Genomic DNA, 25,576 nt, shown 5'->3' with positions numbered 1-25,576 from the left:
CTCCCCCGGCCCCTCTCCCGCAAGCGGGAGAGGGGAGAAACTCCCGCAGCCCCCTCGCCCGCTTGCGGGAGAGGGGCCGGGGGAGAGGGGCTTTCCGTCAGCGCGGTGGCGGCACCGCCTTGGCGGCCGCCTGCTGCTGCCCCAGCGACTCCTTGGCCAGCTCCGCGATGCCGGCCATCGCGCCGATCACGCCGGTGGCCTCGATCGGCAGCAGCAGCATCTTCTGGTTCGGCGAGGCGGCCATCGCCTTCAGCGCATCCACGTAGTTGTTGGCGACGAAGTAGTTCAACGCGTTGACGTTGCCGCTGGAAATCGCATCGGACACCAGGGTGGTGGCCTTGGCTTCGGCGGCAGCGGAACGCTCGCGCGCCTCGGCGGCGCGGAACGCGGCTTCCTTCTCGCCCTCGGCGGCGAGGATCACCGACTGCTTCTCGCCCTCGGCCTTGAGGATCGCCGCCTGGCGGAAGCCCTCGGCGTCGAGGATGTTCGCGCGCTTCTCGCGCTCGGCCTTCATCTGGCGCGCCATCGCGTCCACCAGGTCGCGCGGCGGGGCGATGTCCTTGATCTCGATGCGGTTGACCTTGACGCCCCAGGGGTGCGTGGCCTCGTCCACCACGCGCAGCAGCTTGGCGTTGATCGCGTCGCGCTGGCTCAGGGATTCGTCCAGGTCCAGCGAGCCGAGCACGGTACGGATGTTGGTCATGATCAGCGCCAGCGTGGCCTGCTCCAGCTGCGCCACCTCGTAGGCCGCCTTGGCCGCGTCCAGCACCTGATAGAACACCACGCCGTCCACGCGCACCACGGCGTTGTCCTTGGTGATGACGTCCTGCGAGGGCACGTCCAGCACCTGTTCCATCATGTTCATCTTGCGGCCGACGCCCTGGTAGACCGGGATCAGCAGATGCAGGCCCGGCGTGAGCGTGCGGGTGTACTTGCCGAAGGTCTCCACCGTCCATTCGTAGCCTTGCGGCACGATGCGCACCATCTTGAGCAGGGTGACCACCACCAGCACCACGATGACCAGCGCAAGAAACTGTCCCATGACCTGCTCCATTCCCCAGTGAGAGCTGCAGTATAGGCGAGCACATCGGTTGTCGTAGGAGCGGCTTCAGCCGCGACCGGCGTGGCGGGAGATCGCGGCTGAAGTCGCTCCTGCAGCCGCTCCTGCGGCCGTCCCCGCAATCGCATCTAGCGCGAACCGATCTGCGGCAGGCGCAGGCTCACGCGCAGGCCCCCGCCTTCGCGGTTGGCCAGCAGCACCCGTCCGCCATGCGCCTCGGCGATCTCGCGCGCCAACGCAAGGCCGAGGCCGGTACCGGAGCGCTTGGTGGAATAGAACGGCAGCAACGCCTGCGCCAGCACGGTTTCGCTCATGCCCGGGCCGCGATCGGCCACCTCGATGCGCAGCTCGCTGCCGGCATCGAGGATGGTCAGGCTGACCTCATCCTCCGCGCCGCCGGATTCGTGCGCGTTCTTGATCAGGTTGATCAGCACCTGCTCGATCTGCACCGGATCGAAGCGGCCGGGATGCGCAGGTGCCGGCGCGGCAAGCCGGTAATGGCAGTGCAACGCCAGCGAGGCGAGGAACGGCTCCCACTCCACCGTCTGCGGCTGCGGCGCCGGCAGCTTGGCGAAACTGGCGTAGCCGGCGATGAAGCCGTGCAGGTGCTTGGCGCGCTCGCCGATGGTGGCGAACACGCCGGGCAGGCGCTCCAGGTTGCCGCGGCGTGCCAGTTCGGCACCGGAGTGCGCCAGCGAGGAGATCGGCGCCAGCGAGTTGTTGAGCTCGTGGCTGATCACCCGGATCACCCGCTTCCAGGTCGCCACTTCCTGCCGCGACAGCTCGCGCGTCATGCGCCGGAACAGGTGCAGTCGGTGCGGCCGCCCCTGCAGGCGGAACGCGCGCTGTGACAGGTGGAAGGTTTCCTCGCTGCCGTCCATCTCCACGCTGAGCAGCGCGTCCTCGCCGCCCTGCACTGCGCGCGACAAGGCCTCCGGCGCCTCGGTCAGCAACTCGGTGAAATCCAGCCCGTTGAGGCTCTTGCCCTCGTTGAACAGGTGGCGCGAGGCGATGTTGGAATAGACCACGCGGCCGTTGCCGTCGGTGAGCACCAGCGCCACCGGCGTGTTCTGCACCACCGTCTCCAGCAGCAGCTCGCGCTGCACCAGGTGCTGGCGCTGCTCGCGCAGGGTCTGGCCCAGCGCGTTGTGCATGCGGATCAGTTCGCCCAGTTCGTCGCTGCGGCGTGCCGCGATGGAGAAGCTGAAATCGCCGTCGCGGTAGCTCGCCACCGCGCCTTCCAGCGCGCGCAGCAGCCGGCTCAGCGGCGACATCACCAGATATGCCAGCCACCAGGCCAGCGGCAGCAGCACCAGCGCACTGACCACGAGGCCACCGTACATGCCCAGTTGCGCCGGCGTGCGCAGCGACACCGACAAATCCTTGTGCAGCCAGTCGAACAGTTGCGGCAGCGGCCACTGGGTCAGGCCCACGTAGACCAGCGCGCCAGCCACCGCGGCCACCGCGAGCAGCAGGGTCAGCCGGAACTGCAACGAATTCAGGCGGCGCCACATCAGCGGCAACCCTGCTTGGGCGTGGCGAGGCTCAACGGCATGCCGGATCGTGCGGCGTCTGCGCGCAGCTCACCGGCGGCTGGCCGTTCTGCCAGGCGCGCCCGGTGCCCATCACCGCGTTCTGGTCGTTCGCGCGCGGCGCCGGCGGCTCCTTCTCCCAGGTCTTGCGCGATTCCTTGAACTTGAACGGCGAGGGCTTGGCCTTGTCGGCGTGCACGGCGTAGTCGCGCGGAGCGGCGACACTGGCGGAAGGCGCGACGCGCGCCCACTGGTCGGGCGCCGTCTGTGCCGTGACCGCGAAGGCCAGCAGGCACAGCGGCAGGACAACGAGGTTTCTGGTACGCATGGCAATCCCCGGATCCGGAAGCATGAACGCTGCGGCAGCTTTCCATGCCGCCATGATGACGGCAAGGGACATACGTCACGCCGACGCCGTCAGCCCGTAACGCTCCATGCGCCGGTACAGCGCCTGTCGCGACAAGCCCAGCACCTGCGCGGCGCGGCTCACCACGCCCTCGGCCTGGTGCAGCGCGCCCTCCACCGCCTCGCGGCTGGGTTCGTCGAGGTTGCGCACGGCGGCCGGTGCGACTTGCGGCAGGTTGAGCAGCTCCGGCGTGATCGGCTTGCCGCCAGCCAGCAGCGCCGCGCGCTCGATCGCGTTCTTCAGCTCGCGCACGTTGCCCGGCCACGGATAGGCCAGCAGCGCCTCGCGCGCGGCGTCGCCCAGCATGGCGCGGTCGGCCAGGAAATGCTCGGCCAGCGGCAGGATGTCGTCGATGCGCTCGGCCAGCGGCGGCAGGTTCACCTCGATCACGTTGAGGCGGTAGTACAGGTCCTCGCGGAAGGTGCCGGCGCGGATCATCGCCTTGAGGTCGGCGTTCGTCGCCGACAGCACGCGCACCTTGGCTTGGCGCGTCTTGCCCGAGCCCAGCCGCTCGAACTGGCCGGTTTCCAGCACGCGCAGCAGCTTCATCTGGCCCGGCAGCGGCAGGTTGCCGATCTCGTCGAGGAACAGCGTGCCGCCGTCGGCCAGCTCGAAGCGGCCCTCGCGCGCCTTGTTCGCGCCGGTATAGGCGCCAGCGTCGGCGCCGAACAGCTCGGCCTCGATCAGCTCGCCCGGCAGCGCGCCGCAGTTCACCGCCACGAACGGGCCCTTCTTCACCAGCGAGTTCGCATGCACGATCGCCGCGATGCGCTCCTTGCCCGCACCATTCGGCCCGGTGATCAGGATCGGCACCTCGGCGCGCGCCACTTGGCAGGCCAGCTCCAGCGTGCGCGCCATCGCCTCGGAGGCGAACACCAGGCTGTCCAGGTCGTAGGTGCTCTGCAGCACTTCGCGGCGGCGGCGGCGCTCGCGCCGCGCGCGGCTCACCTCGCGAGTGGATTCGGAGAGTTCCAAGAGGTTCTCCACCGTGGCCAGCAGCTTGTGGTCGTCCCAGGGCTTGGCGAGATAATCCGCGGCGCCGGCCTTCACCAGCTCCACCGCCGTCTCCAGGTGGGTCCACGCGGTCAGCAGGATCACCGGCAAGTCGGGGTGGCTCTCGCGGATCGCGCGGAACAGCTCCACGCCCTCCTCGCCCGAGGTGGTGTCGGCGGTGAAGTTCATGTCCTGGATCACCACGTCCACCCGCTCGCGCTCCAGCGTGGCCAGCCCCTCGGCCTGGTTCAGGGCCACCAGCGGGCGGATATCGTGCAGCGACAGCAGCAGCGACAGCGCCTCGCCCACGGCGGGGTTGTCGTCGACGATCAGTACGGTACGCATGGATTTCCTGCACATGTCCGCATGGATGCGGCTCCGGTTGAAAAGGTTGCCATGACCACTGGCCTACGTACATGAAAATTTCCGCGCATTACACGCTCCGCGTCGCCACCACCGGCGGCACCGCCGCCGCGCGGAGCGCGGGACCGAGCACGGCAAGCTGGCCGAGCAGCCACAGTGCCAGCGCACCGACCGCAAGGTAGTGCGACGGCAAATGCGCCAGCTCGAAGCGGTGCATCAGGAACAGGTTCAGCGCATAGGCGAACAGCGCACCCAGCAGCACGCCGCCGCTGACGATGAGCAGGTTTTCCATCTGGAAGTAGTGCAGGATGTCCCGGCGCGTGGCGCCGAGCGCGCGGCGCATGCCGATCTGCCTTCTCCGCTGCTGCACCCAGAAGCTGGCCAGGCCGCTCACGCCCAGCGCGGTGACGATCAGCAGGATCAGCATGATCGCCACCAGCATGCGGCCGGCGGCGAGGTCGCTCTCGAAATAGTTTTCGCGCAGCTCGGCCATGGTGAGCACCTTGCTCTCCACATGGCCCGGATTGGCTTTCTGCAGGGCTGCCGCGGCGGCACGCAGCGCTTCCGGCAGGCGACCTGGCTGGCTGCGCACGAGGTAGCCGCCGCCCATGTTCTGTGTACCGACGCGGAATTCGTACACCAGCGAATCATCGTCGCTCGCACTGCCGGTGATCTCGCCGCGCAGGTGATCCACGATGCCGATCACCCGCAGGCTTTTGGTTCCGTCGTAAAGGATGCTGCCCAGCGCGTTCCCGTCCGGATACAGGCGTTGGGCGAGCGACTCCGTCAGCAGCGCCTGAACAGGCGCGGCAATCTTGCCCATGAGGACGTCCATGACATCGGGAAGCTCGGTATCCGTGAAGTCGCGCCCACGCACGACGTGCAGCCCCAGCGTACGGTTCAAGCCCTGGCTGCCCACGAACTCGTAGGCATGCACGGCGGGGTGCTGCCGCGAGGCATCGAGAAAGAGTGGGCCGCGATCCGCGTGCCACAGGGGCAGAAAGCCGTAAGCGGCATCCGCCACGCCGGGCGCGGCGCGCATCGTGGCGAGATTGCCCGCGACGGTGCCGGGATTGTCTTCGCCGATCACACCGATGCTCTGGATCAGGCCGATCTGGCTCTCCGCCACACCTGTCGGCGTATGCGAGCGCTGCATGGTGCCGTACACGATGAACACCAGGTTGCCGAGCACCGCCATGGTCAGCGCGATCTCCAGCACCAGCAACAGCACCGCGGTCTTGTGGCTGCGCAGCGCGGCGAAGATGGGGCGAATCTGGAAGAAGATTCTCATAGCGATTTCACCTGCAGGGCGGGAGCCACGCGCGAGGCGCGCAAGGCGGGCCACACGCCGGCGGCGAGTGCCGACAACACGGCCAGCGCCAGCGCGATGCCCAGCATGGAAGGATCGAAATGCGCGGACGCGGCAAAGCTCACCGGCTGCTGGCGCACCATCCACAGGCCCAGCCACGCCAGCGGCAGGCCGAGCAGGCCGCCGGCCACGCCCACCACGCCGGCCTCCACCAGGCATTGCAGGAACACCGCGCGGCGCGAGGCGCCCAGCGCGCGACGCACGCCGATCTCGCCCGACTTGCGCAGGAACTTCGCCACCATCAGGCCCACGGTGTTGACCATGCAGATCAAGAGCACACCGAAGGCGATCCAGGTCTGCATGCGCACGGTCACCGGGATCACGTGCTTGACGTCCAGCCAATCGAGCAGGCCACGCAGGCGCACGTTGGGTTCGCGCTGGTAGCGGCCCAGCTGATGCTGCTGCGCGCTGTACTGGGTGAGCACCGCGCGGTACTCGGCCACCTGCGCGGGCGTATCCAGTTGCACCCAGAACTGCGCCCAGGTGCATTGCTTGGCCTTGGGGTCATGCAGCCCCGCGCCCGGGTCGTTGCCCCAGCAGCGCATGGGACCGTAGCCGTAGTCCTGCGGCAGATCGAGCCAGGTAAAGAACGGCAGGTACATCTGCTCAGCCTTCGCGAAGGGACCGTCGTTGATGTCGTAGAAGCGCGGCTGCGGGTTCCAGTCGTCGATCACGCCCGCCACGCGGAAGGTCTTGGTGGCGATCACCAGGGTCTTGCCCACGCTGTTCTCGCCGCCGAACAGCTTCTGGTTCATCGCCCGCGACAGCACCACCACCTGCGCGTGGTTCGCATCGTCCTGCGCCGACCAGGCCGAACCGTAGAGGAAGGGCACGCCGAACATCGCGAAGAAATCGGCGGTGGTGGCGCGATCGGTGAACATCGCCAGCGGGCTGTCCGGCGCATCCTTGCGCACCGGCAGCCAGTTGCTACTCATCACCGCGCGGCGCGGCGCAATGCCGAGCTGGTACAGGTTCACCGCATCGACATAGGTGAGATCGTCCGGCGGCTCCTCCGTCGCACCCGGCAGATCCGCCGGCCGCGGATCCACCTGCGGATGGAACAGCATGTCGCTGCGCCCCGGCAGCGGGTTGCCCGACAGGTTGTGCAACACCGCCAGCATGGTGACCGATGCGCCGATGCCCAGCGCGATCGCCAGCATCATCAGACCGGCGAGTATGGGCGTGCGCTTCAGGCTGCGCAGCGCCAGATCAAGGTAATAACCGAACACTCCACTTCTCCTTGTTGAACTCCCCTTCCTTCGAGGAGGTCTTGCATATCTCCCCTCTCCCGCTGGGAGAGAGGCTGGGGGAGAGGGTTCGGCCAGTGCGCAATGCCGCGCTCCGACCGTACCCTCTCCCGCCCGTTGGGCACCCTCCCCCGGCGGGGGAGGGGAAGATCACACGCTCCGTGTCGCCACCACCGGCGGCACCTGCGCGGCGCGCAGCGCCGGCGACAGCACCGAGAGTTGCCCCAGCGCCCACAGCACCGCTGCGCCGATTGGCAGATACCACAGCGGCAGGCGCGGCAGTTCGTAGTGCGTCATCAGCAGGAGATTCATCAGCACGGCCAGCAGCACGCCCAGCACGATGCCCACCGTGACGATCAGCAAGTTCTCGGTCTGGAAATAGCGCAGGATGTCGCCACGGGTGGCGCCGATGGCACGACGAATGCCGATGCTGCGCGTGCGCTGCTGCACCCAGAAATTCGCCAGCCCCGCGATGCCCAGCGCGGTGACGAACAGCAGGCCCAGCGCCGAGGCGATCAGCAGGCCGATCATGGTGGTGTCGCGCTGGAAATAAGCATCGCGAATCTGCGAGTACGTCTGCACCTGATCCGGGTCGATGACGCGGGTGGGATCGACCTTGAACAGCACCGCCTCCGCAGCTTTCAAAATGTGCTCGCGATCACTCGGCGCACTGCGCAGCACGTAGATCTCGCTGGTGCTGTCCGGCAACTGCGGCATGATCACGCTGGCGTAGCCATCCCCCATGCCGTGCAACTCTGGACGCGCCAACGTGGCGACAACACCTGACACCTGCAAGGCATTGCCACCCAAGATCATCACCTTGCCGAGCGCGTCCTGCCCCGGATAGAGCTTGTCGGCCAGCGCGCGACTGATGATCGCGACATGTGGATTGTTTTCCGCCGTGTATTCCCCCGGAAGGAAATCGCGCCCTGCCACCAGTTGCAGCCCCAGCGTGTTGAGCAGACCGGGCGTGCCATCGTAAAAACTGGACAGTGGGCAATCGCCACCCTTGAACAACGACGAGGTACGCATCGCCTGCTCGAACACCTGACGGCTCGGGCACGCGGGGCCAAACGAATCGTTGCGGTTCAGCGGCAACGCACTACTCACCGCCACGACGGATTCCACGCCGGGAATCGCACGCAATGCCGCAAGGTCGGTATCGTGCAGCGCCTGCGCATTCTGGTGGAGATCAGTCCCGGTGCTCTGGATCGTGGACAGCTCGCTTTCGGCAATGCCAGTCGGCATCGAAACATCCGCGATGCGGCTGGCGATCATGAAAGCCACATTGCAGACGATCGCGCAGGTGAGGGCCACTTGCAGCGTCAGCAGCATGGCAGTGAGTCTGTGGTGGCGCAGGGTGGAAAGAATCGGTCGAAGTTGCATGGCGATCTCCCTCAAAGCGTCTTGAGTTGCAACGCGGGCGCCACGCGGCAGGCCCGCCACGCGGGAAGCAAGCCGGCGATCATGCTGGCGAAAACCGCCAGCGCCAACGTCGTCAGCAGCATCGACGCGTCCATGCGCGCGATGTGGGCGTAGTCGTCAGGTCGGTGCCGCACACTCCACAGCCCGAGTTCCGCGATCAGCACACCAAGCACGCCGCCGGCCACGCCAATGACCGCCGACTCGATGCCGAACTGTACGAAGATGTCGCGCCGCCGCGCACCCAAGGCGCGGCGCACGCTGATCTCGCCGCTACGGCGAAGGAACTTCGCCAGCAGCAAGGCCATGACGTTCACCATGCACACGAGCAGGAAACCCAGCGCCAGCCACATTTGCAGGCGCACGTCGCCGGGCACGAGGTTTTCGTGCACCAGCCAGCCCATCAGGCTGTACAACCTGGCGTTGGTTGCCGGGCGCTGGAATCGGCCCAGCGATTTCTGCTGCGCGGAGTAGTCGATCAGGAACTGCCTGTACGCAGCCACCTGCGTGGGCGTGTCGAGTTGCACCCAGAACTGCAACCACGTGGTAGTCGCGCTGCGCATGTCGCCATTGGGCATCTTGCCCCAACTGTCCACGTTGCCGTCGGTGCCCAAATTCAAATCCACTGCCGTGGAAAGCGGCAGGAAGAACAGGTCACGGTCGCTGTACCGCTTGGTCCGGCTGTCGGCATAGAACAGCGGCGACGGTTGCCAGTTGGTGGTTACGCCGATCACGCGAAGATCGTTTTCGCCCATCCTGACCATCTTGCCAACGGCGTCAGTGCCGCCGAACAGCTTGCGCGCAAGCGAATCGGCCAGCACCACCACATGCGCGCCGGCCGCATCGTCGGCCGCGCTCCAACTGCTGCCGCGCTCGAATGGCACGCCGAACATGGTGAAGAAATCCGCCGTGGTGTAGCGACCATCCACGTAGAACGATCGCATGCCCACAGCCGATGGACGCACCAGCAAGTGACCTGCCGCCATCGCTGACTGCCGCCGGGCACTCTGTGCATTGAGCAAGGCCATCGCATCCGGCCAGGTGAGGTGATCGGAGGGGTCATAACCATTGGCGAAAAAGTTGCCTTTGAGCGGCAACGGATTGAGATGCGGCACATACAGATGCGAGCTGCGCCCCGGCAGCGGATCGTCGGTCATCACGTGCAGCACCGTGAGCATGGTCATCGACGCACCGATGCCCAGTCCGATGGCGAGCACCATCAGGCCGGTGAGGATCGGTGTGCGCTTGAGGCTGCGCAGGGCCAGGTCGAGGTAGTAGCCGAACATTCGATGCCTCCTTGATTGAACTCCCCTCTCCCGCTTGCGGGAGAGGGGTTGGGGAGAGGGCGCTTTGGCGTTGCTGCCGACCCATGCCCTCTCCCGCCCTTTGGGCACCCTCCCCCGCAAGCGGGGGAGGGAAAAGCTCACACCGAACGCGTCGCCACCACCGGCGGCACCTGCGCGGCGCGCAGCGCGGGCGACAGCACCGAGAGCTGGCCCAACGCCCACAGCACCGCTGCGCCGATTGGCAGGTACCACAGCGGCAGGCGCGGCAGTTCGTAGTGCGTCATCAGCAGGAGATTCATCAGCACGGCCAGCAGCACGCCCAGCACGATGCCCACCGTGACGATCAGCAAGTTCTCGGTCTGGAAGTAGCGCAGGATGTCGCCGCGCGTCGCTCCAATCGCGCGGCGGATGCCGATGCTGCGCGTACGCTGCTGCACCCAGAAATTCGCCAGCCCGGCGATGCCCAGCGCGGTGACGAACAGCAGGCCCAGCACGGAGGCGATCAGCAGGCCGATCATGGTGGTATCGCGCTGGAAGTAGGCATTGCGAATCTGCGTGTAGGTCTGCATCTGCTTGGGGTCGATGATGCGGTTGGAGCTGGCCTGAAGCAGCGCGGCCTCGGCGGCCTTGAGCACGCGCTGGCGATCCTGCGGCGCGCTGCGCAGCACGTAGGTGACGCTGGAGCCGTCGGGACGCTGCGGCCAGATCATGCTGTCGCCGTCGACGCCCGGCTTGCTCAGGGCCGGCCGCAATAGCGTGTCCACGATGCCGACGACACGAAAGAAGTTGTCGCCGTCGTACATGCTCTGCCCCAGCGCCGAGCGCCCCGGATACAGTTTCTGCGCCAATGCGCGCGTAATGATCGCGACCGCGGGCTTGCCCTTGCTCACGTACTCGTCTGGCAGGAAATCACGCCCCGCAGCAAGATGCAGGCCCAACGTGGCGATCAAACCCGGCGTACCGTCGTACAAGGCAGGTTGCACGCAACCGCTGCCATCGATCGAATTGCGCTGTATCGCCCGATCCAGCGCCTGCTTGCTGGGGCACATGCCACTGGACGATTCGCTCTGGTTCAGCGGCAGCGAATAACTGACCGCCACGGCGGAACGCACCCCGGGAATCGCGCGCAAGGCGGCCAGGTCGGCCACATGCCGCGCCTGCACGTTCTCGCCTTTTTCGATGCCACGGCTGTGGATCGCCGACAGCTCGTTCTCGGCGATGCCGGTGGGCACGCTGATGCGTTGCACGCGCTGGGCCACCATGAACACCACGTTGCAGACGATGGCGCAGGTGAAGGCCACCTGCAGGGTCAGCAGGATGGCGGTGAGCTTGTGGTGGCGCAGGGTGGAAAGGATCGGTCGGATCTGCATGGGTCAACCCCCTTTGAGTTGCAGCGCGGGCGGCACGTGGCAAGCACGCCATGCCGGCAGCAAGCCGGCCAGCACGCTGGCGAGCACCGCGAGCGCCAATGTCCCGAGCAGCATCGACACGTCCATCTGCGCCAGCTTGGCGTAGTCGTCCGGGCGCTGGCGGATGCTCCACAGGCCGAGTTGCGCGATGGCCACGCCCAGCACCCCGCCAGCCACGCCGATCAGCGCCGACTCGATGCCAAGCTGCACGAAGATGTCGCGTCGTCTGGCACCCAGCGCGCGACGCACGCTGATCTCGCCGCCGCGACGCAAAAACTTCGCCAGCAGCAGCGCCACGATGTTGACCATGCACACGAACAGGAAACCCAGCGCCAGCCACAGCTGCAGGTCCACGTCGTTGGGCACCAGGTTTTCGTGCGCCAGCCAGCCCATCAGGTTGTACAGCTTCGCGTTGGTGGGCGGACGCTGGAAACGGCCCAGCGCCTTCTGCTGCGCGGAGTAGTCGATCAGGTATTGCCGGTACGCCGCCACTTGCGCCGGCGTGTCCAGTTGCACCCAGAACTGCAGCCAGCTCATGTTCGCGCTGGTCAGCGAATTATCGTCGCCCTTGACCCAGCCGGACTGGTTGCCATTGACTTGAAACTTCTCGTCCACCGCCACCGAAAGCGGTAGAAAGAACAGATCGGCATCGCTGTATTGGGTGCCCGTTTGATCGGCATAGAACAAGGGTTTCGGCGCCCAATCGGCAGTGACGCCGATCACCCGGAAATCATGCTCGCCCAGGTGCACCGTCTGGCCGACCGCAGTGCCCGTGCCGAACAGCTTGCGCGCCAGTATCTCGGACAGCACCACCACGTGCGCGCTGGCCGCGTCGTCCGCCGCGCTCCAGCCGCTGCCGCGCTCGAACGGCACGCCGAACAGCGCGAAGAAATCCGCCGTCGCATAGCGACCTGCCACGTAGAACGGCCGCAGGTCCGCGCGCGCCGGGCGCAACAGCAGCGAACCGCCCGACATCGCCGCCTGCCGCACGGCGCGATGTGCCTTGAGCAGCGCCATCGCATCGGGCCACGTCATGTCGTCGGTGGGGTCGGGGCTGTCGCCGCGCCGCTTGTGGTCCAACGGCAACGGATCGAGATGCGGCGTGTACAGCTGCGCGCTGCGCCCCGGCATCGGATCGTCGGTCATCACATGCAGCACGGTGAGCATGGTCATCGATGCGCCGATGCCCAGCCCGATCGCCAGCACCATCAGGCCGGTGAGGATCGGCGTGCGCTTGAGGCTGTGCAGTGCAAGATTCAGGTAATAACCGAACATGATTCCTCCATAGGTGCACTCAAGTCCTTCCCGGCAGCACGCCGAATTCAGCGATCGCGTTCCACTTCGGCGGGCGCCGCATCACCCGTCGTTTTCGCGTAAGGCAGCACGTCGTCCACCAGGTGAACCAGGAAGCGGCCGGGCTGCTCCAGCATGATCATGTGCGCCGAATCGGCGAACACCACCAGCCGCTTGGACGGCGCCTGCAGTGTGTCGAACCACTGTTCGGCCAACGTGTGCGACGTGGTGTTGTCGTGTGCGCCGACAAACATCACCACGGGGCAACCGAACCGGGTGGTGTGATCGAAATCGACCGACAGCAACGGCTTGAGCAGGTGTTTCAGCGAGAACACGCTGCCTTTGCCGATGGCGCGGACGTCGCTTTCGCTGTAATCGGGCGACAGATCCCAGGTATCCGCCGCGAACTGGTAATCCTGGCGCCCCCAGGCGAGGCCGCCGTAGTACATCTCCCACTTGTCGCGCACGCCGATCTGGTCGAGCGTGATGTCCTTCGGCCCCGGATAGGGCGCGATCGCATCCAGCTCGCGCACGGCAGCGGCATTGCCGTGCGCCTTGGCCTCGCGCAAGGCGAAGGCGTAGCCGTCCTCTTCGTTCCGGCGCATGTTCACGACCTGGCCCACGCTGACATAGGCGTAGAACCAGTCCGGGTGACGCTGCGCCAGTTCCACGCCCAGCACGCTGCCCCAGGAGTGCCCCATCACGAAGATCTTCCGTTTATGGAAGCGTTGGCGCAGGTACTCGACGACCTGCGCCGCATCGTCGGTCATGCCCGCGATGCTCAATCCCGGCGCCATCTGCGCTTCGGTATTGGCGGCATAGGTCTTGCCAGCGCCGCGTTGGTCCCATTCGACCACGGTGAAGTAGTCCTGCCACGGCGACTCGAATGTCCAGGCCTGCGGCATGTCCGGCGAAGCCGGGCCGCCATGCAGCACCAGCAGCACCGGATTGCGCAGATCGCGGCCGCGTATCGTCAGCCACTGGTCGATGCCGCCGATGCGCACCTTGACCTGCTCCTCGATCCCGTTCGGCGAGACGATCTTCTGGTTGGCGGCGATGACCCCGGTGACCTGGGCACGTGTCATCCAGTGCGCGGCGTCCTGCTCCGCCGGGGTTGCGCTCGCGGCACCTGCAGCCGCAAGCGCGGCCGCAGCCAGCAGGGTGCCGATTGCCCGCCGAATCTTCTTCATGCATCACTCCATCAAGGCCAACGATTGGTGGCGGATTCCCGCGCACCCTGGAAAATCACACGGATCGTGTCGCCACCACCGGCGGCACCGCCGCCGCGCGCAGCGCGGGGCCGAGCACGGCGAGCTGGCCGATGGCCCACAGCGCCAGCGCGCCGACCGGGAAGTAGATGCCCGGCAGGTGCGGCAATTCGTAGTGCAACATCAGCCACAGGCTCAGCCCATAGGCCAGCACCATCCCGATCACGATGCCCAGCGTGACGATCAGGAAATTCTCGGTCTGGAAGTAATGCAGGATGTCGGTGCGCGTGGCACCCAGTGCGCGGCGGATGCCGATCTGCTTGCGGCGCTGCGATACCCAGAAGCTGGCAAGCCCGACGATGCCCAGCCCTGTCACCAGCAGCAGCGCCACGATCACGCTGACCAGGATGCCCGCCATCGCGCGGTCGTCCTTGAAGTAATCGCTGCGGATCTCGTCGTAGGCGCGCATGTGCGTGATCACGCGCGTGGGGTCGGCGTGCTTCAGCGCCGCCACCGCCGCGGCGATCACTTGCTGCCGGTCCGCGGGCCGGGTGCGCAACAGGTAGCTCTGGTCCTTGTCCGCACCCATGTGCACCGGAATGATCATCGAGTATTGCGCGGTGGCGATGTTGTAGGCATTGGCGCGCGCCAGCGTCGCCACCACACCCACCACGCGGAAGCTCGCGGTGGGCGCCAACCAGAGCAACTTGCCGAGCGGGTTTTGCTGCGGCCACAGACGCGTGGCCAGCGCCTGGCTGACAAGCATCGGCATCGGGAAGCCCTTGTCATTGCCGTCGGCGAGGGCCTTGATCACCACATCCGCATTGACGTATTCGTCGGGGCGCAAGGGGCGCCCCGCGACCAGCTGCAAACCCATGGTTTGCACCAGGTTCTCGCCGAAATATTCAGCCGCATTCAAGGTTGGGTGCGGCTGCGTCGGCGAGAGCATCACGTTGCCGTTCGACGAAGCGCCACCGAACGGAACCTGGTTGCTCATGGCGACCGCCTGCACGCCGGGAATCTGCCGCAGCGTCGCGAGGTCTTCCTGCGCCCGCGCGAAACGATCGGCGGGCGGCTCGATCGGCGCCTGCTGGATCTGTACCAATTCGCGTTCCGCGATGCCGCTGGGCATGTCCATGTGCTGCAGGCGCTGCACGATCAGGAACACGCCGTTGCAGATGATGGCGCAGCTCAACGCGATCTCCAGCATCAGCAGCCAGAGGATGACCTTGTGCCGGCGCAGCGTGGCAAGTATCGGTCGCAGTTCCATGTCAATGGCTCTTGAGTTGCAGCGCCGGCGCGACGTGGCAGGCGCGCCACGCCGGCAGTATTCCGGCCAGCAGGCTGGCGCCGATCGCCAGCGCGAACGTGACCAGCAACATGGCCGGATCAAGGTGCGCCAGGGAGGCATAGTCGGACGCACGGTGCCGGACCATCCACAAGCCGAACAGGGACAGCAGGAGGCCGCCGGCCCCGCCGGCGATCCCGATCACCCCGGATTCGGTCAGCAACTGTGCGAACAACGCGCGCCTGGACGCCCCCAGCGCGCGCCGCACGCTCAGCTCGCCCGAACGGCGCAGGAATTTCGCCAGCATCAGGCCGACGGTGTTGACCAGGCATACCAGCAGGAAACCGAACGCCAGCCACGCCTGCAGGCGCACGTCGCCCGGCACGACGCGGTTGTAGTCCAGCCACTGCATCAGGTTGCGCAACTGCACGTTCGGTGCGCGCTGGAAGCGGCCCAGCGCCTTCTGTTCTTCCGAGTAGTGGACCAGGAACTGCCGGTACGCCGCGGCCTTGGCCGCACTGTCCAGCTCCACCCAGAACTGCAGCCACACGCAGGTCGCCGAGGGATAGGCATTGCCCTCCACGCCACCGGTGCCGTTGCCCCAGCAATCGTTGGAGCCGTTCTTGGCGAAATGCAGTTCCAGCGCCGTCTGCAGCGGCAGGAATGCCTGTTCGTAGTAGTTGTACGAGCCGGTGGTGAGATCGTAGAAATGCGGGTTCGGTCGCCAGCTGTCGAGCACGCCGACGACGCGGAACGTGATGCCGCCCAAGCGCAGGCTGCGTCCCGTGCTGTCGGCACCGTCGAACACTTTGTCGTTGAGCTGGCGCGTGATCACCACGTCGCGCGCGTGCGCCTCGTCGTCGGCACCGGTCCAGCCGCGGCCGTACAGGAACGGCGTGTCGAACATCGCGAAAAAATCCGCGCTGGTGTAGCGAGCCTCCACGTAGAACGGATCGAGTGACGATGAACCCGGCTGGATCGGCACCGCGCCACCGGCCATCAACGCCTGCCTGTCGGCACGCTTCGCCCGCAGCAGATTCATGCCGTCGATCAAGGTGACCTGCTCCGGCGCCAGCGTGCCGGGCATCATGCCGCGCGCGTCCTGCGGGTCGATCTGCGGGTAGTACAACTTGCCGCTCTTGCCCGGCAGCGGGTCGCCCGACAGCACGTGCAAAACGGTCAAGGTGGTCATGCACGCGCCGATGCCCACCGCGATCGCCAGCACCATCAGCGCGCCCAGCACCTTGTTGCGCGTGAGGCTGTGCAAAGCGAGGTCGAGGTAGTAGCCGAACATTCCATGCCTCCTTGATTGGACCCCCTCTCCCGCAGGCGGGAGAGGGGAAACCTCAAACGCTGCGCGTCGCCACTACCGGGGGCACCGCCGCCGCGCGCAGCGCGGGGCCGAGTACCGCGAGCTGACCGATCAGCCACAGCGCGATCGCGCCGCATGGCAGGTAGTACCAGGGCATGCGGCTCGTCGCGTAATGGCTCATCAGGTACAGGTTGATGCCGAAGGCCAGCACCATACCGACCGCCACACCCATGCTGCTGAGCAGGAAATTCTCGGTCTGGAAGTACTGCAGGATATGGCCACGGGTGGCGCCCACCGCGCGGCGGACGCCGATCTGCCGGCGCCGCTGGCCGACCCAGAAGCTGGTGAGGCCGACGATGCCGAAAGCGGTGACCGCCAGCATCACCACGCAGACCAGCACCAGCATCCACACCATGCTGCTGGTGTCGGCGAAGTAGTCGGTGCGCATCTGCGCGTAGGTCTTGCCCTCCACCACCGCACCCGGCTCCAGCCGGCCCAGTGCCTGCACCGCTTCGCGCACGACGCGGTCGCGATCCTGTGGTGCGTTGCGCAGCACGTAGTCGCCCATCATCTCGTCCGGATGCGATGGATAGAACACGCTGGAATACCGGCCACCGGGACCGCTGAACTTGGGATCCTGCGCCAGCACGTCGCCGACCACGCCCACCACCGTCCAGCTTTCACCATTGGCATACAGCGTCTTGCCCAGCGCACCCTGGCCGGGCCACAGGCGTTGCGCGTCGCTTTGCGTGACCAGCAGGACGTGGCTGGTGGACTGGAAATTCTTCAGGCCGCTGTCCGCGTATTCGTCGGCGTTGAAGAAGCGCCCTTGCAGCAGGTGCAGCCCCAGCGCCTGCTCGCCACCGCTGCCGAGGAAATACACCGAGGTGTTCACCGTGGTCTTCCCGTCCGGCGTGGTGGTGAAACCGGTCAGCGCAGGATTCTGGTCCAGCGGCATGCTGGTCGCCGCGGCTGCCGCCGTGACCCCAGCGATGCCGCGCAGGGCGGCCAGGTTGCGTGGGATATCACTGGCAGCGAGGGCGGGGTCGGTACCGTTCACCGTGATGACCGAGATACCTTGCTCGTCGATCGCGTTTGGCCAGTGGATGTCGGCCATGCGCTGGCCGATCATGAACACGGCATTGCACAGCACCGCGCAGGCCAGCGCGATCTCCAGCACGATCAGCGCGGCCGGGATGCGGTGCCTGCGCAGGCTGGCGAGTATCGGGCGGATTTCCATGGTGCGGTTCCTTTGGGAAGTGCGGTCGCGGACGGCCGCTTTTTTGCGCGGTGGAAGCGGATCAGACAGCTTTCAACTGTGGAGCGGGCGCCACCACGCAGGCGCGCCACGCAGGCAGCAGGCCGGCGACCAGGCTGGCCAGCAGCGCCACCACGAAGGTAAACAGGAACATCGACAGGTCCAGATGCGCGAGGCTGGCGTACTGCGCCGGCTGGTGGCGGATGCCCCACAGCCCCAGCTCGGCAAAGACCAGCCCCAGCACGCCGCCGGCCACGCCCACGATGGCGGCCTCGACCATGAACTGCGTGAAGATCGCGCCGCGCGAGGCGCCCAGCGCGCGGCGCACGCCGATCTCGCGTGAGCGGCGCAGGCACTTGGCCAGCAGCAGGCCCACCGTGTTCACCACGCAGATCAGCAGGAAGCCGAACGCCAGCCCGGCCTGCAGGCGCACGTCGTCCGGCACCACGTGTTCGCTGCGCATCCATTCCATCAGGCCCGACAAGGCCGTGTCGGTACGCTGGTACCGCCCCAGCGCCACCTGCTCCTTCGCGTAATTGCCGAGGAACATCTTGTAGGCCGCGACATCGGCGGCATTCGGCAACTGCACCCACAGACCCAGCCAGATCGCCGGGGCCGTTTCCAGATGTTCGACGTCGATCGATTTCCCGTAGCCCATCATCGTGCTCGGCATCAGGTCGTCGGCGCGTGCGCCCTGCAGCGGCACGAACACCGCGTCGCCCTCGCCGTAGCTGTGGCCGCCCAGATGCACCGCGTAGAAGCGTGGCTGCGGCGCCCACGTGCGCAGCACACCGATGATGCGGAAGTCGTGATCCTCGATGCGGATCATGCGCCCCACGCTGTTCGCGCCGCCGAACAGCTTGTCGTTGAGCGAGCCGGCGATCACCGCGACCTGCGCGCGGCCCTCGTCGTCCGCCGCGGTCCAGCCCGAACCGTATTGGAACGGCGCATCGAACATCGGGAAGAAGTCGGTCGTGGTCAGCACGCCCTGCGCATAGAACGGCTTGCCGACACCCGATGGCGGGGTCAGCTTGACCTGCGACATGGCCATCGCCGCCTGCCGTTCCGCCTTGCGCGCGTGGATCAGGTTCATCGCGTCGATGTAGCTCATCAGATACGGCACCCGCTTCCCGCTGCGCGAGAACGGCTGGTTCGCCGGGTAGGGATCGAGCTGCGGATAGAACAGCTGCGCGCTCTTCTGCGGAATCGGGTCGCCCGACAGCAGTCGCAGCACGGCCAGCGTGGTGATCGTGGCCCCAATGCCCAATGCCAGCGCGAGCACCATCAGGGTGGTGAGCACCTTGTTGCGCTTCAGGCTGCGCAGGGCCAGGTCGAGGTAATAGCCGAACATCACGCATCTCCTTCATGGGTCTCCCCTCTCCCTTCGGGAGAGGGGCCGGGGGAGAGGGTCCGGTCAAGGCGTATCGCCTCGCTCCGCCCGTACCTCTCCCGCCCTCGTGGGCACCCTCTCCCGGAGGGAGAGGGAAAATCACACCGACCGCGTCGCCACCACCGGCGGCACCGCCGCGGCGCGCAGCGCGGGGCCGAGCACGGCGAGCTGGCCGATGGCCCACAGCGCGAGCGCGCCCACCGGGAAATAGATGCCCGGCAGCCGCGGCAATTCGTAATGCGTCATCAGGAACAGGTTGATGCCGTAGGCCAGCGCCATGCCGAGCACGATGCCGAAGGTGGCGAGCAGGAAGTTCTCGGTCTGGAAGTAGCGCAGGATGTCGCCGCGGGTGGCGCCCAGCGCGCGGCGCACGCCGATGGTGCGGCGGCGCTGCCCCACCCAGAAGCTGGCCAGGCCGACGATGCCCAGCGCGGTCACCGTGAGCAGCGCCACGATCACGCCGACCAGGATGCCGGCCATCGCGCGGTCGCTGGCGAAGAATTCGCGTCGCGCCTCGTCGTAGGTGCGCTTCGTCACCACCACGCGGTTGGGGTCGAGTTGCTTGAGCTTGGCCACGGCAGCCTTGATCACCGCTTCGCGATCCTGCGGTGCCGTGCGCAGCACGTAGCTCGCGCCATCGGCCAAGGTCATGTGGATCGGCCACATCACGCTGTACTGCGGCCCCATGCGCAGCATATTGGGCCGCGCCAGCGACGCCACCACGCCGATGACGCGTAGCGCGATGTCCTTCCCTACATAGGCCGTCTGGCCGAGGGGGTCCTTGCCCGGCCACATGCGTTCGGCGAGCGCACGCGTCACGATCATGGTTTGCGGCAAGCCTTTCGTGTCGCCGGTCTTCAGGGCCGCCATGGCGGTGTCCAGGTCGACGTATTCGCCCGGCCCGAAGTCGCGCCCGGCCACCAGCCGCACGCCCAGCGTGGGCAGGATGTTCTGCCCCATGTACTGCGACACGTTGACGGTGGGCTGCTGCTGGTGCGGATCGAGCATGAGCCCGCTGTTCGACGAACCGCCGTAGCTGAAGGGCAATTCCTCGACCACCCCCACCTGCCGCACGCCGGCAATCTGTCGTAGCGCTGCCAGGTCCGTTTCCGTCTGCGCCTTGGCATCGGGGCTCTTGCCGATGTGGCCCAACTGGATCTGCACCAGCTCGTGTTCGGCGATGCCACTGGGCATGTCCATGCGCTGCAGGCGCTGGCCGATCAGGAACACCGCGTTGCACACGATGGCGCAGGTCAGCGCGATCTCCAGGATCAACAGGCACGCGGTGACCTTGTGCCGGCGCAGGGTCGAGAGTATGGGTCGCAGTTCCATGCCGATGCTCCTCAATTGCTCTTGAGCTGGAGGGCCGGCGCCACCTGGCAGGCGCGCCACGCGGGCAGCAGGCCAGCGAGCAGGCTCGCGCCCAGCGCCAGCAGGAAGGTGGTGAACAGCATCGCGGGGTCGAGATGCGCCAGCGCGGCATAGCTGGCTGGTTGCCGTCGCACCAGCCACAGGCCGATGAAGGCCAGCAGCAGGCCGCCCATGCCGCCGACCAGGCCGACCACGCCGGACTCCACCAGCAACTGCGCGAACAGCGCCTTCTTCGACGCACCCAGCGCGCGGCGCACGCCCAACTCGCTCGCGCGGCGCAGGAACTTCGCCAGCATCAGGCCCACGGTGTTCACCAGGCAGACCAGCAGGAACCCGAGCGCCAGCCAGGTCTGCAGGCGCACGTCGTCGGGCACCACCTGGTTGTAGTCCAGCCACTGCATCACGTTGCGCAACTCGACGTTGGGCGGCCGCTGGAAGCGGCCCAGCGCCTTCTGCTGTTCGGAGTAGTGGACGAGGAAAGTCTTGTACGCCGCCGCCTTGGCCGGGCTGTCCAGTTGCACCCAGAACTGCAGCCACACGCAGGGCGCATTGTGGTCGGGCGTGTTCCCGCCGCCACCGTTGCCCCAGCAATCGACGCTGCCGTCATGAACCATGCCCACGTCCTGCGAAGTGGACAGCGGCACGAACACGCCCTCGTTCTCGTCGTAGCTCTTGCGGTTCAGATCGTAGAAGTTCGGGTTGGGGCTCCAGTCGCCGGTCACGCCCACGATGCGGAAATCCGTACCGTCCAGTCGCAGCGCCTTGCCGGTGCTGTCGCCGCCGCCGAACAGCTTGTCGTTGAGCCGGCTGCTGATCACCGCCACGCGCTCATGCGCCTCGTCTTCTGCCGCGCCCCAGGCATGGCCGTACTGGAACGGCACGCCGAACATCGTGAAAAAATCGGCGGTGGTGTAGCGCGCATCCTCATAGAACGGATCGAGCGTGGAGTTGCCTGGCTGCACCGCCACGTCGCCGCCGGTCATCAGCGCCTGCCGATCCGCGCGCTTCGCCTGCAGCAGGTTCATGCCGTCGATCCAGGTCACCTGATCCATCGGCTTCGACTTGCCGGGCAGGTAGCCGCGGCTGTCCTGCGGATCGATCTGCGGGTAGTACAGCGTGCCGCTGCGCCCCGGCAGCGGATCGCCCGACAGCACGTGCAGCACGGTGAGCGTGGTCATCGAGGCGCCGATGCCCAGCGCGATCGCCAGCACCATCAGTGCGGTGAGCACCTTGTTGCGCGCGAGGCTGCGTAGTGCGAGGTCGAAGTAATAGCCGAACATTCCGTGCCTCCGTCATTGCACTCCCCTCTCCCTTCGGGAGAGGGTTGGGGGAGAGGGTTCGGCCAGCGCGCAATGCCACGCTCCGCCCGTACCCTCTCCCGCCCTGCGGGCACCCTCCCCCGGAGGGGGAGGGGAAAACTCACACGCTCCGTGTCGCCACCACCGGCGGCACTGCCGCGGCGCGCAGTGCGGGGCCGAGCACGGCGAGCTGGCCCAACCCCCACAGCACCAGCGCGCCCACCGGCAGGTAGTACAAAGGCAGATGCGGCAGCTCGTAGAACTTCATCAGCACCGCGTTGAGCACGAAGGCCAGCAGCATGCCCAGCGCGATGCCGAACGTGACGATCAGGAAGTTCTCGGTCTGGAAGTAGCGCAGGATGTCGCCGCGCGTCGCGCCGATCGCGCGGCGTATGCCGATCTGCTTGCGCCGCTGCGCCACCCAGAAGCTGGTGAGGCCGACAATGCCAAGCGCGGTAACGCCAAGCATGAGGACAACCACGCCGAGCAGCAGGCCGATCATGATGCGGTCGGTCTTGAAGTAGTTCATGCGCAGGTCACCCAGGGTTTTGCTGTTGTCCTGGTCCAGCACCACGTCGGGGGCGATCTTCGGCACGGCGGCGCGCGCTGCCTGCAGCACGCGCTGCACATCCTGCGGCCGGGCTCGCAGCAGGTAGGTGCCGGCCAACGAGCCGCCCGGCACGACCGGCGTGAACACCGTCCACTCACCCTGCTGCAGGTCGTATTGGCTGGGTTGAGCACGCGCGTAGTGGTCCACCACGCCCATGACGCGAAAGTGCATTTTGTCGCACCAGAAGTCCTTGCCCAGCGGGTTCTCGCCCGGCCACGCATGTTCCGCCCACTGGCGGGTCACCAGCACCTGCGCATCGTCGGGAAGGAAGCTGGTGGCGGGCCGATAGTCGTCGGGCTGCGGGAGGCGCCCCTCGACCAGTTTCAAGCCCAATGCCTTGAACGTGCCCGGCCCGGCCAGCACGAAATCCACTACGCCGATCAGGTTCTTGAAATCGCCCGGCTCATGCGTGACGCCCGCCGCACCCGTTTGCGGTCCGAACGGCACCTCGCTGATGAGGGTGGCCGACTGCACGCCCGGAATTGACCGCAAGCCGGTCAGCATGCGCGCGTTGACGTCGGCCGCCTGATTCGGATCGAAGCCGTTGACCGTCAATACCGCCAACGAACTCTCGTCGACGCCGCTGTTGATCTGGATCATCGTCCAGCGCCGCGCCACCAGGAAGCAGGCGTTGCACAACACGGCGCAGGCCAGCGCGATCTCCATCGCGATCAGCAAGGTGGCCAGACGATGGCGGCGCAGCGCCGCGAGTATCGGTTTGATCTGCATGGTCGGCCTCCTCACAACGCCTTGAGTTGCCAGCCGGGAACCACGCGACTGGCGCGCAGCGCAGGTATCAGCCCGGCGAGCAGGCTGGTGCCGACCGCCAGTACGAACGTGACGAGGAACATGGCGGTGTCCAGGTGCGCGAGGTGGGCGTAGTCCACCGGTTGCTGCCGCACCAGCCACAACCCGAACAGCGTCAGCAGCCAGCCGAAGCCGCCGCCGAGCAAACCGATCAGACCGGCCTCGACCAGGCACTGAGCGAAGATCGCGCCGCGGCTGGCGCCCAGCGCGCGGCGCACGCCGATCTCGCCACTGCGACGCAGGAACTTCGCCAGCAGCAAGCCCACCGCGTTGAACAGGCAGATGACGAGGAAGGCCGACGCCAGCCACGCCTGCAGACGCACGTCGCCGGGCACCTGGCCGCGGTAGGTCAGCCAGGTCATCAGGTCGCGCAGCCGCGCATGCTCGCTGCCCACGGCGAAGCGGCCCAGCGACTTCTGCGTGTTCGCGTAATCGTCCAGGAAGCGCGCGTAGTCGCGCACCTTGGCCGGGCTGTCCAGCTCCACCCACAGCCACACCCACACGCAATCGGCGTTCTGCAGGTCGCCCATGGATGGCGGCACATGCCAGCAGGTATAGGCTTGGAAGTTGCCCTTGTTGATTTCCATGCTGCTGGTGAACGGGGCAAAGACATCTTCCGACTTGCTGAAGTTCTGGCTCCACGGGTCGTAGAACAGCGGCGTGGGGCGCCACGGCTTCAGTACGCCGACGATGCGCATGTCGGCATCGCGCACGCGCAGGATGCGGCCCACGCTGTTGGCGCCGCCAAACAGTTTCTGGTTGAGGTCGGCCGAAATCACCGCCACGCGCGCATGGTGCGCGTCGTCGTCCGCGCTCCAGCCGGAGCCGTACTGGAACGGCACGTCGAACATCGGGAAGAAATCCGCCGAAGTGGAGAGCATGCTCGGCAGCAGCGGTGGCTGGCCACTGTCCGGCAAGCGCACCTTCACGGGGCTGCTGGTGATGATCGCCTGGCGGTCGGCGCGATGCGCGTTCCACAGGTCCATGGCCGAGCGGTAATCCATCGCCGGACGCGGCTCGGTGCTTCCCCCCACGACGGGATTCTCCGGATCCACCTGCGGGAAAAACAGCGTGCTGCTCTTGCCGGGCAGCGGATCGCCGGACAACAGATGCACCACCGTCAGCGTGGTCATGCACGCACCGATGCCCACCGCGATGGCCAGCACCATAAGCGCGGTGAGCACGCGGTTGCGCTTGAGGCTGCGCAGGGCGAGGTCGAGGTAGTAAGCAAACATTCCAAACTCTCCTCAGTTTGCAGACTCCCTCTCCCCCAACCTTGTTGGGGGAGAGGGTTGGGGTGAGGGGGCGCTCCTCGCCAAGCGAAAATGCAAAAGCGCCCCCTCACCCTGCCCTCTCCCCCGGCGCAGCCGGGGGAGAGGGTTCAAGCAATCACGCCGCCCGCGTCGCCGTCACCGGCGGCACGTTGGACGCGCGCCGCGCGGGTACGAACACCGCGCACTGGCCCAGCACCAGCACTGCCGCCACGCCGATCAAGGTGTAGACCACCGGCAGGCGGTCCATCTGATAGAGGCGCATCAGCCACAGGTTGAGGCCGATCGCCATGACGATGCCGATCACTGCGCCACTGCCGGCGATCAGCAGGTTCTCCAGCTGGAAGTAGTGCAGGATGTCGACCTTGCGCGCGCCCAGCGCGCGGCGCACGCCAATCTGGCGGTGGCGCTGGCCGACCCAGAAGCTGGTGAGGCCCACGATGCCCGCCGCGGTGACGCTGAGCAGGACCAGGCAGATCACGCCCATCAGGATCGCCATGCCCACGTCGGCGCGATAAGCCTCGGCGCGGATGTCGGCGTACGACTTGACGCTGTCGTCGTCGAGCACGCGCAGCGGGTTCACCTTGTACAGCGTGGGCGCCGCCGCCTTCATCGCTGCTTCCAGCTGGCCCGGTTTGGTACGCACTGCGTAACGCGCGAAGCCCGCGTCCAGCCGCGTGGGCACCAGAGTGGCGTTCCAGGTGAACCCGTTGACCCAGCTGCCAGTGGAAGGCACTTGCAGGCGCGTCACCACGCCGACGATGGTGCTGGGGGCGCTGCTGCCGTCGACATAGATCGGCTTGCCCACCGCGTCACCTTTCGGGAACAGCTTGTCCGCCAGCGCCTTGGTGACGATGACGATCGGGCGCGGCGGGTTGTCGCGGAAGCCCTGGTTTTGCACGTCGCCGGCATTGAACCAGCGGCCGGCCGCCAGTTTCACGCCCAGCGTCGACATGGCCTGGTCGTCCGTGAAGTAGTAGGTGGTGCGCACGTTGTTGCCCGTGTCGCTGAACTTGGCATCGGGCTTGAGCGAGACCGCGCCGTTCCAGGAGGAATTCAGCAACGGCAGCGAGTTGATCGGCGCCACCGAGGCCACGCCGGGCAGGTTGCGCAGCGCCACGAGATCCTCCTTCTGCATGGCGTCGAGCTTGGCCACGCCATCGGGCGTGTCGGCGCTGGGCGCGCCCACCCATTGCTGGGTGACCAGGAACAGGTTGCTCTCGTCCAGTCCGGTGGGGCGGTTCACCCGGTCGATGCGCTGGCCGATGATGAAGATGGCGTTGCAGACGATCGCCAGGGTCAGCGCGATCTGCAGCGCGATCAGCACCACGCCCGCCTTGTGCTTGCGCAATGCCGCGATCATGGGATGCAGTTTCATGGCGC

At 66.8% G+C, this 25,576-nt stretch carries 20 protein-coding genes; all 20 read right to left on the bottom strand.

Annotation, left to right across the window (positions count from 1 at the left end; all coding sequences use genetic code 11):
• Positions 1 to 97 precede the first annotated feature (97 nt).
• Positions 98 to 1,042, bottom strand: coding sequence for an SPFH domain-containing protein (locus tag B0E52_RS17250; RefSeq protein WP_077485854.1), 945 nt, complete (start codon positions 1,040 to 1,042; stop codon positions 98 to 100).
• A 146-nt stretch (positions 1,043 to 1,188) separates the two neighbouring features.
• Positions 1,189 to 2,574, bottom strand: coding sequence for an ATP-binding protein (locus B0E52_RS17245; protein WP_077485856.1), 1,386 nt, complete (start codon positions 2,572 to 2,574; stop codon positions 1,189 to 1,191).
• A gap of 31 nt (positions 2,575 to 2,605) precedes the next feature.
• Complete coding sequence (locus B0E52_RS17240; protein WP_077485795.1) at positions 2,606 to 2,920, bottom strand: hypothetical protein; 315 nt, start codon at positions 2,918 to 2,920, stop codon at positions 2,606 to 2,608.
• A 75-nt stretch (positions 2,921 to 2,995) separates the two neighbouring features.
• The gene (locus B0E52_RS17235) at positions 2,996 to 4,336 is read right to left on the bottom strand and encodes a sigma-54 dependent transcriptional regulator (RefSeq protein WP_077485797.1); all 1,341 of its coding nucleotides are present in this window, start codon (positions 4,334 to 4,336) and stop codon (positions 2,996 to 2,998) included.
• An 88-nt stretch (positions 4,337 to 4,424) separates the two neighbouring features.
• Positions 4,425 to 5,645 carry an FtsX-like permease family protein gene (locus B0E52_RS17230; protein WP_077485799.1) on the bottom strand — a complete coding sequence of 407 codons (1,221 nt, stop codon included), beginning with the start codon at positions 5,643 to 5,645 and terminating at the stop codon, positions 4,425 to 4,427.
• On the bottom strand, positions 5,642 to 6,952 hold the full coding sequence (locus B0E52_RS17225; protein ID WP_077485801.1) for an ABC transporter permease: 1,311 nt from the start codon (positions 6,950 to 6,952) through the stop codon (positions 5,642 to 5,644). Before B0E52_RS17225 ends, B0E52_RS17230 begins: the two co-directional genes overlap by 4 nt.
• A 168-nt stretch (positions 6,953 to 7,120) precedes the next feature.
• A complete protein-coding gene (locus B0E52_RS17220) occupies positions 7,121 to 8,356 on the bottom strand; it encodes an FtsX-like permease family protein (RefSeq protein ID WP_077485803.1) in 1,236 nt (411 codons plus the stop codon).
• 11 nt (positions 8,357 to 8,367) lie between these two features.
• Entirely contained in the window at positions 8,368 to 9,678 is a 1,311-nt protein-coding gene (locus B0E52_RS17215; protein WP_077485805.1) for an ABC transporter permease, read from the bottom strand.
• A gap of 137 nt (positions 9,679 to 9,815) precedes the next feature.
• The gene (locus tag B0E52_RS17210) at positions 9,816 to 11,048 is read right to left on the bottom strand and encodes an FtsX-like permease family protein (RefSeq protein WP_077485807.1); all 1,233 of its coding nucleotides are present in this window, start codon (positions 11,046 to 11,048) and stop codon (positions 9,816 to 9,818) included.
• A gap of 3 nt (positions 11,049 to 11,051) precedes the next feature.
• A complete protein-coding gene (locus B0E52_RS17205) occupies positions 11,052 to 12,362 on the bottom strand; it encodes an ABC transporter permease (RefSeq protein WP_077485809.1) in 1,311 nt (436 codons plus the stop codon).
• A gap of 47 nt (positions 12,363 to 12,409) precedes the next feature.
• Entirely contained in the window at positions 12,410 to 13,570 is a 1,161-nt protein-coding gene (locus tag B0E52_RS17200; RefSeq protein WP_077485811.1) for an alpha/beta hydrolase, read from the bottom strand.
• 55 nt (positions 13,571 to 13,625) lie between these two features.
• Positions 13,626 to 14,858 carry an FtsX-like permease family protein gene (locus tag B0E52_RS17195; RefSeq protein WP_077485813.1) on the bottom strand — a complete coding sequence of 411 codons (1,233 nt, stop codon included), beginning with the start codon at positions 14,856 to 14,858 and terminating at the stop codon, positions 13,626 to 13,628.
• Between the two features lies 1 nt (position 14,859).
• Entirely contained in the window at positions 14,860 to 16,170 is a 1,311-nt protein-coding gene (locus B0E52_RS17190) for an ABC transporter permease (RefSeq protein WP_077485841.1), read from the bottom strand.
• A 52-nt stretch (positions 16,171 to 16,222) separates the two neighbouring features.
• The gene (locus B0E52_RS17185) at positions 16,223 to 17,428 is read right to left on the bottom strand and encodes an FtsX-like permease family protein (RefSeq protein ID WP_077485817.1); all 1,206 of its coding nucleotides are present in this window, start codon (positions 17,426 to 17,428) and stop codon (positions 16,223 to 16,225) included.
• Between the two features lie 61 nt (positions 17,429 to 17,489).
• Positions 17,490 to 18,797 (bottom strand): ABC transporter permease, encoded by a 1,308-nt coding sequence (locus B0E52_RS17180; RefSeq protein ID WP_168174223.1) that lies wholly within the window; start codon positions 18,795 to 18,797, stop codon positions 17,490 to 17,492.
• 138 nt (positions 18,798 to 18,935) lie between these two features.
• Positions 18,936 to 20,168 carry an FtsX-like permease family protein gene (locus B0E52_RS17175; RefSeq protein WP_077485821.1) on the bottom strand — a complete coding sequence of 411 codons (1,233 nt, stop codon included), beginning with the start codon at positions 20,166 to 20,168 and terminating at the stop codon, positions 18,936 to 18,938.
• An 11-nt stretch (positions 20,169 to 20,179) separates the two neighbouring features.
• Positions 20,180 to 21,487 (bottom strand): ABC transporter permease, encoded by a 1,308-nt coding sequence (locus B0E52_RS17170; protein ID WP_077485823.1) that lies wholly within the window; start codon positions 21,485 to 21,487, stop codon positions 20,180 to 20,182.
• A 139-nt stretch (positions 21,488 to 21,626) separates the two neighbouring features.
• Positions 21,627 to 22,844 (bottom strand): FtsX-like permease family protein, encoded by a 1,218-nt coding sequence (locus B0E52_RS17165; RefSeq protein ID WP_077485825.1) that lies wholly within the window; start codon positions 22,842 to 22,844, stop codon positions 21,627 to 21,629.
• Between the two features lie 11 nt (positions 22,845 to 22,855).
• Entirely contained in the window at positions 22,856 to 24,157 is a 1,302-nt protein-coding gene (locus B0E52_RS17160; protein ID WP_077485827.1) for an ABC transporter permease, read from the bottom strand.
• Between the two features lie 154 nt (positions 24,158 to 24,311).
• Positions 24,312 to 25,571: an ABC transporter permease gene (locus B0E52_RS17155; protein WP_077485829.1), complete on the bottom strand. Its 1,260-nt coding sequence runs from the start codon at positions 25,569 to 25,571 to the stop codon at positions 24,312 to 24,314.
• Positions 25,572 to 25,576: the final 5 nt, after the last annotated feature.

Origin of the sequence: Rhodanobacter sp. C06, assembly GCF_002001105.1 — a bacterium.
Taxonomy (GTDB): domain Bacteria; phylum Pseudomonadota; class Gammaproteobacteria; order Xanthomonadales; family Rhodanobacteraceae; genus Rhodanobacter_A.
The sequence above is the reverse complement of the archived record's forward strand: the minus strand, read 5'-3'. Positions and strand labels throughout refer to the sequence as shown.

Excerpts from the sequence above, each read along its gene's own strand:
- B0E52_RS17180 (WP_168174223.1), bottom strand. The coding sequence starts at position 18,797 with ATGTTCGGCTATTACCTCGACCTGGCCCTGCGCAGCCTGAAGCGCAAC.
- B0E52_RS17185 (WP_077485817.1), bottom strand. The coding sequence starts at position 17,428 with ATGGAAATCCGCCCGATACTCGCCAGCCTGCGCAGGCACCGCATCCCG.
- B0E52_RS17170 (WP_077485823.1), bottom strand. The coding sequence starts at position 21,487 with ATGTTCGGCTATTACTTCGACCTCGCACTACGCAGCCTCGCGCGCAAC.
- B0E52_RS17205 (WP_077485809.1), bottom strand. The coding sequence starts at position 12,362 with ATGTTCGGTTATTACCTGAATCTTGCACTGCACAGCCTCAAGCGCACG.
- B0E52_RS17235 (WP_077485797.1), bottom strand. The coding sequence starts at position 4,336 with ATGCGTACCGTACTGATCGTCGACGACAACCCCGCCGTGGGCGAGGCG.
- B0E52_RS17200 (WP_077485811.1), bottom strand. The coding sequence starts at position 13,570 with ATGAAGAAGATTCGGCGGGCAATCGGCACCCTGCTGGCTGCGGCCGCG.
- B0E52_RS17220 (WP_077485803.1), bottom strand. The coding sequence starts at position 8,356 with ATGCAACTTCGACCGATTCTTTCCACCCTGCGCCACCACAGACTCACT.
- B0E52_RS17250 (WP_077485854.1), bottom strand. The coding sequence starts at position 1,042 with ATGGGACAGTTTCTTGCGCTGGTCATCGTGGTGCTGGTGGTGGTCACC.
- B0E52_RS17155 (WP_077485829.1), bottom strand. The coding sequence starts at position 25,571 with ATGAAACTGCATCCCATGATCGCGGCATTGCGCAAGCACAAGGCGGGC.
- B0E52_RS17175 (WP_077485821.1), bottom strand. The coding sequence starts at position 20,168 with ATGGAACTGCGACCCATACTCTCGACCCTGCGCCGGCACAAGGTCACC.
- B0E52_RS17215 (WP_077485805.1), bottom strand. The coding sequence starts at position 9,678 with ATGTTCGGCTACTACCTCGACCTGGCCCTGCGCAGCCTCAAGCGCACA.
- B0E52_RS17165 (WP_077485825.1), bottom strand. The coding sequence starts at position 22,844 with ATGCAGATCAAACCGATACTCGCGGCGCTGCGCCGCCATCGTCTGGCC.
- B0E52_RS17195 (WP_077485813.1), bottom strand. The coding sequence starts at position 14,858 with ATGGAACTGCGACCGATACTTGCCACGCTGCGCCGGCACAAGGTCATC.
- B0E52_RS17240 (WP_077485795.1), bottom strand. The coding sequence starts at position 2,920 with ATGCGTACCAGAAACCTCGTTGTCCTGCCGCTGTGCCTGCTGGCCTTC.
- B0E52_RS17190 (WP_077485841.1), bottom strand. The coding sequence starts at position 16,170 with ATGTTCGGCTACTACCTCGACCTCGCTTTGCACAGCCTCACGCGCAAC.
- B0E52_RS17210 (WP_077485807.1), bottom strand. The coding sequence starts at position 11,048 with ATGCAGATCCGACCGATCCTTTCCACCCTGCGCCACCACAAGCTCACC.
- B0E52_RS17245 (WP_077485856.1), bottom strand. The coding sequence starts at position 2,574 with ATGTGGCGCCGCCTGAATTCGTTGCAGTTCCGGCTGACCCTGCTGCTC.
- B0E52_RS17230 (WP_077485799.1), bottom strand. The coding sequence starts at position 5,645 with ATGAGAATCTTCTTCCAGATTCGCCCCATCTTCGCCGCGCTGCGCAGC.
- B0E52_RS17160 (WP_077485827.1), bottom strand. The coding sequence starts at position 24,157 with ATGTTTGCTTACTACCTCGACCTCGCCCTGCGCAGCCTCAAGCGCAAC.